The following is a 15,399-nucleotide window of genomic DNA, read 5'->3' on the forward strand; positions in this document are numbered from 1 at the left end:
TCTTTCATCATATCCTACAAAAGTTACTAGTGCAACTGCTTTAATTACTTCAAAAATCTTTTTCATCTAAATCACTCCTAAAAATTTGTTTTTTTGTTTCTCTCTACAATAATAATTATATGCAAAGGGGGATAGAAATAGTATTGATTTAGATTTCACTTACCTTACAATTTTGAAATATTAAAAAAGTAATGATTAGGGATAGAATATTAAATTATTCAGTATATTGCATTACAGTTTTATTGAAATATCTATTGAATTCATCGTATTCTTTATCAGTCATATCTTTATTAAAACTTAAAATCTTTAATTTGTTACCTTCGTGACCTTCCCTATATGAAGGTTGGAAATGATCAAAATCTTGCATTCTAAAGCCAAGTTTAGAATAGAAACTTAATCTCTTTTTTGAAATATGGTCCTCTGGTGGGTCTATTTCAAGTAAAAGAGTTTTGTCGTCAGTACAGAATTCTTTTAGAATTTTTGAACCGTAATTTTGACCTCTTAGTCCTCTGTGAATAGCAAAATGTTCAATATATCTGTATTTATCAGTTTCCCAATAAAATAATAAACCTACTAGCTTATTATCTTCACAGATAATAGTACAATTATAATCTTCGTGTTCTAAAGCTTCTAAATGATGCTCTATTTTTCTTTGTTCAAACTTTGGGAAGCTGGTCTTATATAGCTCCATAGCTTCATCAAAAAATAAGCTATCCTTAGAAGTTATTCTTATGCTTCTCATATTACACCTCTTAGAATTTTTAATTGATTATAATATACAAAAATATAAACTTCAACAGGCAAAGCTTATAGGAAACTATGTTAGTTATATAGGAAAATAGAGGAGTAAGAAGGCCATTGATATTAATTGCAAAAAGTTAGTTTTAATAATTATTTATAATATTTGATATAGTTTCATCCTTATTTAATGATTCAAAAAAAATAGAATCATTAGAATCTTTATATAAAGGTATGAATTCTATATTATCTAGGATTAGTTTTTTAAATCTTTTCTCTCCAATGATTGCGCCAGATGGAGAAATTAAATCATAAATTTCAGTTTTTTCATACAAATCACCAAATAAGCCTAAAGATGATTTATAATTTTCTTTAGTTTTTAATATGTCGTAGCCAGCAGGGTTATAGTGAGATATAGAGTTTATTATAGAAAAGTTTGAGATTTCCATATTTATCTTGAAGTGACTTTCTTTAATATATAAGGAATCTCTAGTGATGAAAGGCGTATTAGAGTCTATTCCTACAAATTTGTAACCATAATTTTTACTAATAATTGTGTTTTTGTAACATAAGGTATTTAAATTAGAATTATATGATTTTATATTTTCCCATCCAAGTAAAATTGGATTTCCTAAAGAGTTTGAGGATGATTTAGTTTTAAAGCTAGATATTAAATTAAAAGATATTAATAATAATAAGATTATACTTATAAAAAAAAATTTCTTTTTCATAGGTATCTCATTTCTATATCTATATAATTCTAAATCAAATTATTAAATCCTTTTAAAATAATGAGTAAAAAAACTGGTTAATTACGTAACCAGTTTAGTAAAATTTATTTCTTTTTAAATCTTGTAGCACTTACTATTATACCTATTAAGCAAATTGCAGCTGAGACTATATAAACAAAGTCCATTGCTGATATAAATACTTGGTTTTGTCCAGGTACATAACTAGTTACTGTATAACCAAGTGTTGAACTCATTTTGCTATAAAGTAGAGTAGTTCCTAGTGTTACACCAAAAATCATACCTACATTTCTAACTAATGCGTTAACGCTTCCTGCAATACCAAGCTTGCTTCTGTCTACAGTTGACATTACAAGAGAGTTATTAGGTGATTGGAACATACCGTTACCTACCCCCATTATTCCTGAGTAAACTCCGATTAGCCAAAGTGGAGTAGTCTCTTTAACTGTAGCCATAAGTACAAAACTTAAAAATAGCATTATAAGCCCTATAAGAGCTATAAGTTCTGATCCGATTTTATCTGATAATGAACCGCTAAGTGGTGACATTACTGATAATACGATAGGATATATCATCATAAATAATCCGGCATAAAAAGGTGTAAGCTTCAATACATCTTGTAAGAAAAACGGAAGAAGTATTGAGAAACAACTTATAGCCACAAATGATATAAATCCGCAGAAAACACTTATAGAAAATAAACCATTTTTAAATATCTTTAAATCTAAAACTGGTGACTCTATTTTTGATTCTACTATTAAGAATAATACTATTGAAACTATACTTACTAAGAATCCTATTAGTATAGGTGTGCTTGTGTAACCTTTAAATTGTCCTTCTGTTAATGAGAATACGATTGAAACTACAAAAATTGCAAATAAAAGAGTTCCTACTATATCTATTTTTTTTCCTTTTTCTAGTTTTTCTTTAGGTAGGAATTTAACTGCAGCTATAAATGCTAATATTCCTATTGGAACATTTATTAAGAAAATAAATTCCCATTTTAAAGAAACAATTATTCCTCCTACAGCTGGACCTACTAGAGAACCTAAAGCTACAGAAGCTCCAGATAAACCAACAGCTCGTCCTCTACCGCCTTTTGAAAAGGCATCTGTAATTATTCCTAAACTATTTGCCATAGTAATTGAAGCTCCAATACCTTGGAAAACCCTTGATGCAACTAGTAAAGGTAAAGAGTGTGATAGACCGCAAAATAAAGATCCTAAAGTAAATAAGAAAATACCGGCTTTAAAAGTATTACACTTACCATTTACATCACCTAGTCTTCCTGCAAGAAGTATTAAACAAGATATTGCCATAAGATAGCTTGTAACAACCCATTGGATTGAAGCCATAGAAACGCCTAAATCATTAGCTATTATAGGAAGGGCTACATTAACTATGCTACCGTCTAAACAGTTCATAAAAGTAACTGTGACAACACAGATAAGTATAATCCATCTATTTTCATGCATGGAATCATATGAATTTTTTTCCATTAAATTATCATCCTTTCTTTTCATTTGTAAATTTTAAACCATGAGACTAATTATAATACAATTCTTTATGTAATTTCATAAGGCAAATTTCTTCCTTACGACTTATTTAGACAAATTAATACACAGATACTTTAAAATACTTTCGAATACTAACAGGATATATAGAATACATTCTATGAAATTAAAAGGGAAATAAGCTTATAAAAATAAAACTATTTGAGATTACTCAAATAGTTTTTTGCTTTTATAGTATTTAATTAAAACGAATATTATTACAAAACCTTTTAAAATACTAGTTATACTTACAGCCCACCAAACACCGTCAATTCCTAAGATATTTGGACTAGATAAAATGTAAGCTAAAGGCACTCTTAGACCAGTTAAAACAATACTTATAATTGATGGAATATGAGTTTTTGAAACACCATTAAAAATACCAGAAGTAGTTATTTCAATACACATAAATATTTGAGAATAACCTAGTATTTTTAAGTAGGAAGTTCCTTGAACTATAGCATCACTTTCTGGAATAAAGATTGCAAACACATAATTTCCAAAGAAAATAAGAAGTATTGATGCGAAAACACCTATACATAAGGCTATTTTCAATACAGTTTTGTATCCTTCTATTATTCTATCAAATTTCTTAGCACCAAAGTTTTGTCCAACAAAGGCACCAAGTGCAACTGCAAGTCCTTCTGTAGTCATCCAAGAAATAGATTCAATTTGAGAACCAACCTTTTGAACAGCTATAGGAACAGGTCCGTAGACCGCTATAATTCTTCCAAGTATCATAGCAAAAACAGTAAATAAACCACTTTGGATAGCAACTGGTGTTCCTATTTTACAGATTATTTTTGCATATTTTAAACTAAAATCTTTTAGAATGTTTACTCTTAAGAAGTCATAATTACTTTTAAAGATGTTATATAAGAATAATAAAGAAACGACAACCTGTGCTATAACTGTTGCAATAGCAGCACCTAAAACACCAAGCCCTTTGAAATTTCCAATCCCTAAAATAAGGATAGGGTCTAAAATAATGTTAACTATAAGTCCGCATGTATTAACGTAAAAAGGCATCTTACTGTTACCTATTGCATTAAATATTGAAGTAAATACTGGATTTATAAAGTAAAACGGAAGTCCAATTACAACTGCAGCTAAATAAACTTCAGCCATATGTATAACTTCTGGATCTCCAAGCTTAAAAAAGCCTATTAAAGGTCCTCTAAAAAGTAGCATAACTAAAGAATATATAATTGATAAAGCTACGTTTATTTGAAGTGATGCACGTACGTAGTTTTTGGCACTGTCATAATCTTTTCTACCTACGCTTTGAGATACTTTAATTTCAGCTCCCATCTTAGAAACTATAACAAAAGCCATAGCAAGCCAAGTGAAAAATCCAGCAGTTCCAACAGCAGCAACTGCAGAGCTTCCAACTCTTCCAACCCAGATCATATCTATCATATTGTAAGCCATTTGGATAAATGAAGTTCCCATTATAGGAAGTGCAAGTGCAATAAGCTTTTTAACAATAGAACCTTCTGTTAAATTTAAAGTTTGCCCCATATGTTTTCCCCCTTTTCTATTTTTAATCAATACATTATATCGTCTTTGATAAAATAAAACAATATATAGATTATTTAAAGGGGCAAAATTTAAAAAGATATATTTTCTATAAGCCGTGACCTTCTTGTCCTGCAACTAACCAAGGAGAGTTAGAGTCTTTTCTTGTAATGATTTTAGTTGTTGATACAGAGCCTTCAGAAGAGCTAGTTAGATTTTTCTTAAAATCTACATCATAAGAAACTTCAAAAGTAGCTATATCATCCTTTTTATAAGTCTTTCCGTTAAATTCTAAAGAAGCATTTTTTAATTCTTTTATTTCCTTTACTTTAAAAGAAAGTATATCGTCATAGACAGCAAGCCTAAGGTCTTTATCTTCTTTGCTTTTAATTTTTAATTCATCTACAACAGATTCGTTATAAAGATTTAAATCTTTTGTTTCATATGATTTATAAAACTTTTCTATAGCTAAGTTTTTATCTTTCGCGTCCTTATATTTAGAAGAATTAAAATATAAAGTTCCTCCTAAAATCAAGATAAAGCCCAAAACTAAAATAGTAATTAAAGTTAATTTTTTCCCTTTCATTGTATTCCCCCTAAGAATGTATTTTAGAATATTGTACCATATAATGGAAAAAACGAAGGTATATTCTTAAAAGAATTATGTTGTATAATATATTTAATTAAAATTTGGAGGCACGATATGGATTTTATTGAAGGAAAAAAATTAGTTTCAAGCTATAGGGAAAATGAATTTTGGTTTGGAGAAAACTTTAATTTAAATATTTATAAAGGTTGTTCTCACGGTTGTATTTATTGTGATTCTAGAAGTAGCTGCTACGGTGTTTTAGATTTTGATACAGTACGTGCAAAAAAAGATTCTACTAGGATTATTGAAGAAGATCTTAAAAAGAAGAGAAAAAAGGGAGTAGTCGGAACTGGTGCTATGAGTGACCCTTATAATCCTTTTGAGAAGAAATATGAATTAACAAGAGAAGCTTTAAAACTTATTGATAAATATAACTTCGGAATAGGTATTGCAACGAAAAGTGCCCTTATAACTAGAGATATAGATATTTTGAAAAAAATAGCGTGTCATAGCGAAGTGATTGTAAAGATTACTATTACAACCTTTGATGATGATTTATCTAGTTCTATAGAAAGAAGCGTTTGGAAGCCTTCAGAGAGATTTAAAGCTTTAAAGGAATTAAATGAAAATGGAATATATTCTGGGATATTATTAATGCCAATTTTACCTTTTATAAATGACACTAAAGAGAACATATTAAATATTGTAAAAAAGGCAAGTGAATGCAAGGCAAAATTTATCTATACCTTTGGATTTGGAGTGACTTTAAGGCACAATCAAAGGGAGTATTATTATAAAGCTATTAATGATATTTTTGGAGATGAAATAGTAGAAAAGTATAAAAAAGAATTTGGAGAAAATTACGTTTGTAATTCGCCTAAGTCTAAAGAACTTTATGAGATATTTAAAAATGAATGTGAAAAGTACGGAATTTTATATAAGATGCAAGATATAATAAATGATTACAAAGGAAATTACGAAAATACTCAATTAAGCTTATTTTAGTGATTAGTAATAAATAAAGATGTTATAATTAAAATAAGGGATATCTTAAGAAAAGAGGATATAGATATGGAATTAATAATATATCATGGAAGTGAAAATATAATAAAATGCCCAAACCATAATGGAGGAAGACACTTTAGTGATTTTGGAAATGGGTTTTATGCTACTACAAATATTGAGATGGCTAAAAGCTGGGCGACTAGAAAAAGAGATAGAAAAGCAATTATTAATAAATATATATTTGAAACTGAAGGGTTAAAATCACTTACATTTGATTTGGATATAAATTGGATTTTATTTATAGCTTTTAATAGAGGACTTATAGAAAATGATAAAGTAAATAATAAGCTAAAAGATAAGTATCATGACTTAAAAAATTACGACATTATAATAGGTCCTACAGCTGATGATAGGATGTTTGATACTTTAAATATGTTTTTTGAAAATACTATAACTTTAGAGCATTGTCTTCAATCTTTAAATTCAATGGATTTAGATATTCAATATAATTTAAAAAGTGAAAAAGCAATTAGAGCTATAAATTTCATAAACTATATAGAACTTGATGATGTAGATAAAGAGTATTATTCTGAGGAAATCAAGTTAAAAAAATCTATTATGAGAAATAAAATGAACTTTATTAGAAAGAAGTATGGAAATGTTGGTAAATACTTTGATGAATTAGGGGAGGAGGATTTTGATGAATGAAATGACTCTAGCTTGTAGGCACTTAGGTAGGTTTTTTAAAGCGTCAGTTACCTTTAATCTAGAACCTATTGAATTTATTTTAAAAGCCTTAAATAGTGAGTACAAAGAAGGTTTAGAAGATTTTAGACCACAGTGGTTTTCTCAAAGTCCATATTATTATTTAGAAGAATTTCTTGAAACTAACAAAATTAAGAGTTTTATATATAAAGATGAAGATAAATTTTATGAAAAAGAAAGAATGTATTGGATGGGATACTGTATGCAGTATTGGACTAACAAAACAACTTTAAATGGAAAAGATATATCAAAGCTTTGGGGTGTAGATGGTATAGAACAAGTTTATAGTCACTACAAAATTTATCATACAGTTGACCCGTTATATGTCTTAGAAGACAGTATTGAAATAAATAATATTAATTTAGACTTTGAAAAAATTCTAAAATAAAGGCACTATAGTGTCTTTTTTTTATGAAAAGAAAAGTTTTGAAGTGTAGTTGTGTAAGTAGGTTAGGGATTTAAGACTATAAAATACTACCTAGAATTTAGGGGATAAGTTACTTTAAAAAGATATTAGGAGATTAGGGTATAAGTAGTAGTTTGAAATTATCTACAACATTGTTATGAGATATTGTTGGTACAAGGGATTTTCGCTATATTTGAGTAAATTTTTGATGTTTTGGACAAGTAAAAAATATTTAGACAAGCTATAGAAAACAAATGAAGGTAGACAAGCGGTTAAGCTAAGGACAAGCTATTAAGATACACCTATATTATGCTCAAAGCAAGGGTAAAACTAAAGTGCTTTTACACAAAAAATAGAGCTTATAAGATTAGATAAAATAGTATGCTTCTCATAGGATCCTTCGTAAATATAAACAAACCAATTCAAATAAACTTGCAGATATTTTGTAGCGACGCTTCTAAATCTTCTAAGCCATCTTCTCAAATTCAATATAAAATCAGAACAGTTACTAAGCAAAATTTCACTTTCTTCTCTAGAGATTTCTAATTCTTTCTTTTTATGAAGAGAGTAGTTTAATTTTTTTGATACAAGATAAGAAAACCTATCTTTTCCTGGTAAAAAATAAGTGTTAAATACAGGGTTAAACTTATTTAATAAACATTCTATAGATTCCTTTGTAGGACTCATAGAATCAAAGGATATCATAGCTAGAGAGTAATTATTTTTATTAATAGTTGTAGCTACAAAGATATTTTTTCTCCTAGAAATAGTGCAAACAGGGGGAGTCTTTTGCCCCTTGAAGTTTTCTAAAAACTTAGTATGTCTCATAGCGGTAACTATGTGAGTTCTTCTTGAATCTGTATAAGTTCCGATATGTTTTAGTATCTTGTGTCGCCATCTAAAAGATGTTTCTATACAAATATTTAATCTATCTGCGCAATCTCTTATAGTAGCCCCAGATAACATAAGACGAGTATATTTGTCCCAAAGTTCTACACTCTTTCTAGTGTTATGCCAAACAAGTCCAGTTCCTTCATTAAAAGTCTTAAGACAATCCTTGCATTGATACCTTTGGACATTCCTATATTTACCGTATTTAATAAAGTGTTTTGAATCGCAATGGGGACAAGTCTGTGTATGTACCATAATTTCACCTCGAAAAAATTTGAGTTTTTTTGTTATTTTGATTATGGACATAAAAAAGTGCCTTTATTCAGGACATTTTGGTAAAATACCAACAAAGAAGCAAAACAATGATGTAGTGGAAATGAAAGATACTATAAAGGTAGAGGAGTAATAATAAATTTACCTAGATTAACACATTTTTTTATAATTTATTAATTAAATCAAAAATATCACGAAATAATATAATTTATTATAATAACATAAATTATCATTTTGTTTACGCTATACATACCTAAAAGCTATTTTAGGTAGAAGTTACATAAGGAAATTAGATAAAATTTAACGATATGAAAAAATAAGATAAATGAAAAAAACTGTAAATAATGATATTATCAAGGAAAACGTTTACTAGGAAATTTAAAACTATCTAAAGGGTGTTATTTATAAAAAATTAATAAATAAAACTTATAAATTTTAGATACTTAATATTTTTTAGTAAAAAAGCTTTATACATCCTGATAAGTAATTTGAAATTTCAGGAGGTTTCATATGAGTAGTAATTTTATGGAATGGATCGGATATGCAGCATCAGCTATGATTGTTATTTCGTTAATTATGACAGATATAGTTAAGTTAAGGATTTTAAATAGTATTGGATGTTTTATTTTTATTGTTTATGGTTGTGTTATAAAAGCCTATCCTGTAGCTATTGCAAATGGATTAATTATTTTTATAAATATCTATAACCTATATAAATTAAAAAATGAAAATATAGCAAAGTAGATTTATTAGGATGTATAGAGCTTTAAATTAAGATAACGAATTTAAAGTGCTAAGGAGGAAATAATGTGTTTACTATTAAAGAATATGTTAGACCAGAATCATTAGATGAAGCTTATAAAATCTTAATGAAAAATAAAAAGAATGCAATTATCGGCGGAATGCTTTGGATGAGACTTGGAAAAAGAACTATTAATGTAGGGATTGATTTATCTCATTTAGGTTTAGATAAAATTATTGAAAGAGAAGATGAGTTTGAGATAGGTTCGATGGTTACATTACGCGAATTAGAGACTAATGAAAGCCTTAATTTAGCGTTTCAAGATATATTTAAAGAAGCCTCTAGGCATATAGTCGGGGTGCAATTTAGAAATTTAGCAACAGTTGGGGGAAGCATTTATTCTAGATTTGGTTTTTCTGATGTGCTTACAGCTTTTTTAGTTTTAGATTGTTATGTGGTTTTACATAATGGGGGAAAAGTTTCTATTTTAGATTTTAATAATGGAGATTATGAAAGAGATATAATTGAAAAAATAATAATTAAGAAAAATAATAGTAAAAATGTTTATTTAAATCAAAGGCTTTCAGAGACTGATTTACCTATTATAGCTATGGCAGTTTCTAAGGAAAATGATAAATATAAGATAGCTGTAGGGGCTAGGCCAAGCAAGGCAGAATTAGCTAAAAAAGCTAGTGATTTATTAAGTGGTAATCCTACAGATGAAGAGATAAATAAAGCATCAGAAGAAATTATTAAAGAACTTGATTTTGGTAGTAATATGAGAGCTTCAAAAGAATATAGAGAGTATCTTTCTAAGGTGTTTTTAAAGAGAGCTTTAGATATTATAAACGGGGGAGAGACTTATGATGACTAAGATTTGGATAAACAATAAATTATATAAAGAAGATATTCCTTGTGATAAGGTTTTGCTAGATTATATAAGAGATAAGGGATACTTAAGTGTTAAGCGAGGCTGTGATACTTCAAACTGCGGTCTTTGCACAGTTTGGGCTGATGATAAACCTATATTATCTTGTTCAACACTTGCAGTTAGGATGGATGGAAAACAGATATTTACCTTAGAAGGCTTAAAAGAAAAGGTAGAAGTTTTTGCAAAGTTTATGGCAAAAGAGGGAGCAGACCAATGCGGTTTTTGCAATCCGGGATTTATTATGAACGTTTTAGCTATGGAAAAAGAGTTAGTTAATCCTTCAGAGGAAGAAATTAGAGAATATTTATCTGGTAACTTATGTAGATGTACAGGGTATATGGGTCAAATAAGAGCTATAGAGAAATATTTAGCTAGAAAGGAGGACTAACCAATATGAAAAACGTAAATAAAAGTTTTGAAAAAGTAGATTCTAATGCATTACTTACAGGTAAGCCTGTCTACACAGAGGATATAGCACCTAAAGATATGTTAGTAGTTAAAGTTCTAAGAAGCAAAAAGCCTCATGCAAAAATTCTTGAAATAAATAAAGATATAGCATTAAAGGTTCCGGGAATCGAATGCATCTTAACTTACGAGGACGTCCCAAAGAAAAGATTTCAACTTGCAGGACAATCTTATCCAGAACCTGCGCCTTATGATAGATATATCTTAGAAGATAGGGTAAGACACGTAGGAGATGCTGTAGCTATAGTTGCAGGAGATACTGAGGAAGCTGTTTTAAAAGCAATGAAACTAATAAAGGTTAAATATGAAGATTTAGAAGCTGTCTTTGACCCTGAAGAAGCTATAGATAGTGATATTATAATTCACGATGAAGATGATTATTTTGTGCATTTTGATTTCGGTACAGATCAAAAGAGAAATATATGCGCATCAGGAAATAAGAAAAAAGGTGATGTAGATACGGTTTTTAAAGATTGTGACATTGTATTAGAAGAAACATATACTACTAAGGCAAACGCTCAAGCTATGATGGAAACTATGAGGACATTTACTCATTTTGATTGTTATGGAAGATTAGTTATAGTAAGTTCAACTCAGATACCATTTCATGTTAGAAGGATACTTGCGAGAGCTTTAGATATTCCAAAATCTAAAATAAGAGTTATAAAACCTCGTATTGGAGGTGGCTTTGGTGCAAAACAAACAGTGTGTTCAGAGTTATATCCAGCTATAGTTACCTTAAAAACTGGAAAACCGGCCATGATTATTTATGATAGACAAGAAACATTCACAGCCTCTAGCAGCAGGCACGCTATGAAGATAAAAGTTAAATTAGGGGCTAATAATGATGGAACTTTAAGAGCTTTGAACTTAGATGTTATATCAAACACAGGAGCTTACGGAGAGCAAGGGCCAACTGTAATAGATTTAGTTGGAATAAAGATGCTTACTGTTTATAATAGGCTTGAAGCTTACAACTTTGATTACAAAGTTGTTTACACTAATACTATGTCAGCTGGTGCTTTTAGGGGGTACGGCGCAACCCAAGGAACTTTTGCTGTAGAGTCTATAGTAAACGAACTTGCTGCAAAGCTTAATATGGACCCTACTGTAATTAGGGAAAAAAACATAGTAAAAGAAGGGGAATACCTTGAAGCTTACCACGGAGAAACTCTAAATAGTTGCACTTTAGATAAATGCTTAAAAAAGGCGAAAGAAATATTTAAGTGGGATGAAAAATATCCTTTTAGAGAAGTATCTAAAAATAAAGTAAGGTCTGTCGGAGTAGCTGTAACTATGCAAGGGTCAGGTATTGAAAATATAGATAAGGCTTCTGTTGAATTAAAACTTGGAGATGGAGGGTTCTATCAGCTAATGTTAGCTTCATCTGATATGGGGACAGGCTCAGATACTATTTTTTCACAAATGGCAGCAGATTGCTTAGAGTGCCCTATAGAAAATATTACAGTAAGCGGGGTAGATACAGATATGTCACCTTATGATGTAGGAAGTTATGCATCAAGTACTACTTACGTAACAGGAATGGCACTTATTAAAACTTGCGAAGAAATGAGAAGAAGGATTTGTTTAGAAGGTTCTAAAGAATTAGGATTAAAAATAGATGAAGTTGAGTTTGATGGTGAATTTATAAGAGCTTTAGATGGAAAAAGTGAAATATCTTTAGAAGAACTTTCAGAAAGACTTTTAGTTGGAGATACACAATTTATAGTTGTTTCAGTTTCACACTCAAGTAAAGTCTCACCTCCACCTTTTATGGTTGGGCTTGCAGAAACAGAGATAGATAAAGAAACTGGTAAGGTAAAGATGATTGACTACGTTTCAGTAGTTGATTGCGGTACAGTTATAAACCCAGCATTAGCTAGAATTCAAGCTGAGGGGGGAATCGTTCAGGGGATTGGAATGGCTCTTTTAGAAGATATAAAATATGATAAAACTGGTAGGATGATAAATGATAATTTTATGCAATATAAGCTTCCTACAAGATTAGATTCAGGGAATATAAGAGTAGAGTTTGAAAGTAGCTTTGAGCCTACAGGACCTTTTGGAGCAAAATCAATAGGAGAAGTAGTAATAAATACGCCACCACCTGCAATAGCGAATGCAGTCTATAATGGAATGGGTGTATTTATAAGAGATTTACCTATAACAGCAGAAAAAATTATGAAAGAAAAGCTAGGTGAAAATATTTAACTATATTTGAAATGCTTTACAAAAGATGTATAATTAACTTGGACAATCAACTTAAAAGTTAAGGCTCACTGGAGGGAATAGAAATGTATGAGAAAAAAATTATGGATCAATGCGTAAATAGTTGTCTTGAAGGAATGCAAAAGGGTGAAGGCGGACCTTTTGGGGCAGCAGTTGTAAAAGATAATAAAATAATAGCTGTAGCACATAACACAGTAGTGAAATCTAATGACCCTACGGCACATGGCGAGATGAATGCTATAAGGGAGGCTTGCAAAGTATTAAATACATTTGATTTAAGCGGTTGTGAGCTTTATACAACATCAGAACCTTGCCCTATGTGTATGTCAGCTATAATTTGGGCAAATATTAAAAAGGTTTATTTTGGATGTACAGTAGAAGACGCACAAGATATAGGTTTTAGAGATGAACATATCCTAAAATTCTTAAGAAGTGGATGCAGTGAAAAAAATATTTTAGATTTAGAAGCTGTAGATAAATGTGAATGCGAAAAAGCTTTTGATTATTGGAGAAATGATATAAAAAAAATAGAGTATTAAAAAATTGTAGGCTAAAATTTAGCCTACAATTTTTTTTATTCAGAAATAACTCCCTTTGATGTAATAGTTCCGCGTGAAATATTTCCATGCCCACCATTTTCTATAGCTTTTACTAGTTTTGCAAGATTATTCGTTTTAAAAAACAGTAAGTTACTTATTTTACAATAAATAACTTTAAGTTACAATATAATTAGTATGGTAACTTAAGGGGGGAAATAAATGAGAAAAAGAAAAATTATTATGGGGTTAGTTATAGGGATGACGATAATTTGCATAAAACCTATAGCAGCTACTGCAAAATCATATTTACTAGGTTGGGACTTAGTAGATTCGGGAAAACACTTAGACTACGATGGAAACAGCAAATATATGTCAAACATAAAATCAGGGGTATCTAAGTGGGAAGCGCATAAGAAGGGCGTAATAAGACCAGACTCTTTATCTGTAATAGAAGATGTATTTATTTCAGATGTTAGTAATGCAGATTCTATTAATGCAACTACTTATAAAGATGGGTATATAAAAATGAACAAATATAATTTAGATAAACAAAGTGGAACTCAAATAAATAGAGTTGCAACTCATGAGATAGGACATGCTTTAGGGCTTGGACACAGCACAAAGAGTGATATTATGTATGGCTACGATATAATTACATCATCTTTAACTAAAAATGACAAAGATTCTTATAATGAAGCATATAAAAAGTATTAGAAGGGGGTTTTGAAAAATGAATAAAAAAGCTATTATTGCACTTGTAATTGGATTCTCAGCTGTTTCTACTTTGGCTACAGTATATAAATTTAGTAATAATCAGAAGGAAGATATAAAGGTATCAGATTACAAAAAATTACCTGTGACAAACCTTTGCGCTTCATACGCTATAGATGTAAATAATATAGATGCGCTTATAGGAGATGCAGACTATGTTTTTTTAGCAAAAGTAGTAAAATATGAAGGAACTCAGTATAGAGACCCAGTAACTGTTGAAACCGAAGATGGTGTAAAAGAGTATAAAGACCCTTATACTAAATATTCTTTAAAAGTACTTGAAAACATAAAGGGTGAGGTAAAAGATGATGTAGAAATTTTTAAAGCTGGAGGCTTAAGTTCTGATAAAGAATCTATATTGATTTATGAAGGAGATGAACTTCCAGAAGAAGGGAAAACATATATATTTTCAGCTTACGGACAAGAAGATGGCTCTTTATTAGTTAGTGGAACTAATTCTAATAAAGAAATTAACTTAAAAGATAAAAGTAAAGAAGACGGAGTATTTTTAAAGTATAAAGAATCTTTAAAGAGTCAGATTGTAAGAGATAGGGTTAGATATGAATCTAAATTCAGTAAAGAATAAATAAGTTAAAATATTAAGAAGTTAAATTTTATAGTTTAACTTCTTTTATTATTGATATAATTATAAATAAACTAAAGATATTAGAAAGGGTGTTTAAAATGGAAGGGAAAATAATTTTAAATTTAGCTATAAGCATTGATGGGTTTATAGCAGACGAAGATGGCGGGTTTGATTGGATAAAGGGAGATTCAGATAATTCTTTAGATACTGAAAAGAAGTTTGATTTTTCTAAGTTTTTAGAAGGAATAGATGTTGTTTTAATGGGAAAAAGGTGCTACGAGCAAAATTTTCATAAAGATTTTACGAGTAAAGAGGTTTATATTGCTACATCAGAAGACCTTAAAGATTATGACAATATACATTTTATAAAAGGTAATATAGTAGAAAAGATGGAGATCCTTAAAAAGTCTGGTAAAAATATATTCTTGTTTGGTGGAGGAGTAGTAATAGACCCGTTTATAAAAGAAGATATTATAGATACTTATATTATAGGTATGATTCCAACTATACTAGGCAAGGGAAGGACTTTATTTTTAAAAGACAACCCTAAGATAGATTTGCACTTAGACGAGTATACCAGTGAATCTGGGATTGTAATCTTAAAATATAGTAAAAGAATATAAAAACTTCAATAACTGTAGTAAAATAA

The 15,399-nt window shown here is 29.5% G+C and carries 17 protein-coding genes; 11 read left to right on the forward strand and 6 right to left on the reverse strand.

What is annotated here, in order from left to right:
• Positions 1–214 precede the first annotated feature (214 nt).
• From INR60_RS10055 to INR60_RS10075, 5 genes are all read right to left on the reverse strand, one after another.
• The gene (locus tag INR60_RS10055) at positions 215–742 is read right to left on the reverse strand and encodes a GNAT family N-acetyltransferase (protein WP_194191398.1); all 528 of its coding nucleotides are present in this window, start codon (positions 740–742) and stop codon (positions 215–217) included.
• 142 nt (positions 743–884) lie between these two features.
• On the reverse strand, positions 885–1,469 hold the full coding sequence (locus tag INR60_RS10060) for a hypothetical protein (RefSeq protein WP_194191399.1): 585 nt from the start codon (positions 1,467–1,469) through the stop codon (positions 885–887).
• Between the two features lie 104 nt (positions 1,470–1,573).
• Positions 1,574–2,986, reverse strand: coding sequence for an MFS transporter (locus tag INR60_RS10065; RefSeq protein WP_194191400.1), 1,413 nt, complete (start codon positions 2,984–2,986; stop codon positions 1,574–1,576).
• Between the two features lie 222 nt (positions 2,987–3,208).
• Positions 3,209–4,561: an MATE family efflux transporter gene (locus INR60_RS10070; RefSeq protein WP_194191401.1), complete on the reverse strand. Its 1,353-nt coding sequence runs from the start codon at positions 4,559–4,561 to the stop codon at positions 3,209–3,211.
• Between the two features lie 106 nt (positions 4,562–4,667).
• The gene (locus tag INR60_RS10075) at positions 4,668–5,144 is read right to left on the reverse strand and encodes a DUF4829 domain-containing protein (RefSeq protein WP_194191402.1); all 477 of its coding nucleotides are present in this window, start codon (positions 5,142–5,144) and stop codon (positions 4,668–4,670) included.
• Positions 5,145–5,261: 117 nt separating this feature from the next.
• Between INR60_RS10075 and INR60_RS10080 the strand changes: the two genes are divergently transcribed.
• From INR60_RS10080 to INR60_RS10090, 3 genes are all read left to right on the forward strand, one after another.
• Positions 5,262–6,152, forward strand: coding sequence for an SPL family radical SAM protein (locus INR60_RS10080; RefSeq protein WP_194191403.1), 891 nt, complete (start codon positions 5,262–5,264; stop codon positions 6,150–6,152).
• Positions 6,153–6,218: 66 nt separating this feature from the next.
• Positions 6,219–6,860 carry a DUF3990 domain-containing protein gene (locus INR60_RS10085; RefSeq protein ID WP_194191404.1) on the forward strand — a complete coding sequence of 214 codons (642 nt, stop codon included), beginning with the start codon at positions 6,219–6,221 and terminating at the stop codon, positions 6,858–6,860.
• Positions 6,853–7,305: a hypothetical protein gene (locus tag INR60_RS10090; RefSeq protein WP_194191405.1), complete on the forward strand. Its 453-nt coding sequence runs from the start codon at positions 6,853–6,855 to the stop codon at positions 7,303–7,305. Before INR60_RS10085 ends, INR60_RS10090 begins: the two co-directional genes overlap by 8 nt.
• A 348-nt stretch (positions 7,306–7,653) precedes the next feature.
• On the opposite strand, the gene INR60_RS10095 is transcribed toward INR60_RS10090, so the two are convergent.
• The gene (locus INR60_RS10095) at positions 7,654–8,469 is read right to left on the reverse strand and encodes an IS1/IS1595 family N-terminal zinc-binding domain-containing protein (protein ID WP_194191406.1); all 816 of its coding nucleotides are present in this window, start codon (positions 8,467–8,469) and stop codon (positions 7,654–7,656) included.
• Positions 8,470–8,997: 528 nt separating this feature from the next.
• Here INR60_RS10095 and INR60_RS10100 point away from each other — a divergent pair.
• The 8 genes from INR60_RS10100 to INR60_RS10135 all read left to right on the forward strand — a co-directional run bounded on the left by INR60_RS10100 (position 8,998) and on the right by INR60_RS10135 (position 15,373).
• Positions 8,998–9,231, forward strand: coding sequence for a YgjV family protein (locus tag INR60_RS10100; protein ID WP_194191407.1), 234 nt, complete (start codon positions 8,998–9,000; stop codon positions 9,229–9,231).
• A 65-nt stretch (positions 9,232–9,296) separates the two neighbouring features.
• Positions 9,297–10,103 (forward strand): FAD binding domain-containing protein, encoded by an 807-nt coding sequence (locus tag INR60_RS10105; RefSeq protein ID WP_194191408.1) that lies wholly within the window; start codon positions 9,297–9,299, stop codon positions 10,101–10,103.
• Entirely contained in the window at positions 10,093–10,548 is a 456-nt protein-coding gene (locus INR60_RS10110; RefSeq protein WP_194191409.1) for a (2Fe-2S)-binding protein, read from the forward strand. Before INR60_RS10105 ends, INR60_RS10110 begins: the two co-directional genes overlap by 11 nt.
• Before the next feature lie 5 nt (positions 10,549–10,553).
• Positions 10,554–12,836, forward strand: coding sequence for a xanthine dehydrogenase family protein molybdopterin-binding subunit (locus tag INR60_RS10115; protein WP_194191410.1), 2,283 nt, complete (start codon positions 10,554–10,556; stop codon positions 12,834–12,836).
• An 83-nt stretch (positions 12,837–12,919) separates the two neighbouring features.
• Complete coding sequence (locus INR60_RS10120; RefSeq protein WP_194191411.1) at positions 12,920–13,393, forward strand: nucleoside deaminase; 474 nt, start codon at positions 12,920–12,922, stop codon at positions 13,391–13,393.
• Positions 13,394–13,612: 219 nt separating this feature from the next.
• A complete protein-coding gene (locus tag INR60_RS10125) occupies positions 13,613–14,107 on the forward strand; it encodes a matrixin family metalloprotease (protein ID WP_207729558.1) in 495 nt (164 codons plus the stop codon).
• A gap of 16 nt (positions 14,108–14,123) precedes the next feature.
• Entirely contained in the window at positions 14,124–14,750 is a 627-nt protein-coding gene (locus tag INR60_RS10130; RefSeq protein ID WP_194191412.1) for a hypothetical protein, read from the forward strand.
• 98 nt (positions 14,751–14,848) lie between these two features.
• On the forward strand, positions 14,849–15,373 hold the full coding sequence (locus INR60_RS10135; protein ID WP_194191413.1) for a dihydrofolate reductase family protein: 525 nt from the start codon (positions 14,849–14,851) through the stop codon (positions 15,371–15,373).
• Positions 15,374–15,399 lie beyond the last annotated feature (26 nt).

Origin of the sequence: Clostridium chrysemydis (assembly GCF_015234215.1) — a bacterium.
GTDB lineage: Bacteria > Bacillota > Clostridia > Clostridiales > Clostridiaceae > Clostridium > Clostridium chrysemydis.

Bases quoted from the DNA above. Each gene is read 5' to 3' on its own strand.
- INR60_RS10055 (WP_194191398.1), bottom strand. From the start codon at position 742: ATGAGAAGCATAAGAATAACTTCTAAGGATAGCTTATTTTTTGATGAA.
- INR60_RS10065 (WP_194191400.1), bottom strand. From the start codon at position 2,986: ATGGAAAAAAATTCATATGATTCCATGCATGAAAATAGATGGATTATA.
- INR60_RS10125 (WP_207729558.1), top strand. From the start codon at position 13,613: ATGAGAAAAAGAAAAATTATTATGGGGTTAGTTATAGGGATGACGATA.
- INR60_RS10075 (WP_194191402.1), bottom strand. From the start codon at position 5,144: ATGAAAGGGAAAAAATTAACTTTAATTACTATTTTAGTTTTGGGCTTT.
- INR60_RS10130 (WP_194191412.1), top strand. From the start codon at position 14,124: ATGAATAAAAAAGCTATTATTGCACTTGTAATTGGATTCTCAGCTGTT.
- INR60_RS10100 (WP_194191407.1), top strand. From the start codon at position 8,998: ATGAGTAGTAATTTTATGGAATGGATCGGATATGCAGCATCAGCTATG.
- INR60_RS10120 (WP_194191411.1), top strand. From the start codon at position 12,920: ATGTATGAGAAAAAAATTATGGATCAATGCGTAAATAGTTGTCTTGAA.
- INR60_RS10095 (WP_194191406.1), bottom strand. From the start codon at position 8,469: ATGGTACATACACAGACTTGTCCCCATTGCGATTCAAAACACTTTATT.
- INR60_RS10090 (WP_194191405.1), top strand. From the start codon at position 6,853: ATGAATGAAATGACTCTAGCTTGTAGGCACTTAGGTAGGTTTTTTAAA.
- INR60_RS10115 (WP_194191410.1), top strand. From the start codon at position 10,554: ATGAAAAACGTAAATAAAAGTTTTGAAAAAGTAGATTCTAATGCATTA.
- INR60_RS10080 (WP_194191403.1), top strand. From the start codon at position 5,262: ATGGATTTTATTGAAGGAAAAAAATTAGTTTCAAGCTATAGGGAAAAT.
- INR60_RS10060 (WP_194191399.1), bottom strand. From the start codon at position 1,469: ATGAAAAAGAAATTTTTTTTTATAAGTATAATCTTATTATTATTAATA.
- INR60_RS10070 (WP_194191401.1), bottom strand. From the start codon at position 4,561: ATGGGGCAAACTTTAAATTTAACAGAAGGTTCTATTGTTAAAAAGCTT.
- INR60_RS10085 (WP_194191404.1), top strand. From the start codon at position 6,219: ATGGAATTAATAATATATCATGGAAGTGAAAATATAATAAAATGCCCA.
- INR60_RS10110 (WP_194191409.1), top strand. From the start codon at position 10,093: ATGATGACTAAGATTTGGATAAACAATAAATTATATAAAGAAGATATT.
- INR60_RS10135 (WP_194191413.1), top strand. From the start codon at position 14,849: ATGGAAGGGAAAATAATTTTAAATTTAGCTATAAGCATTGATGGGTTT.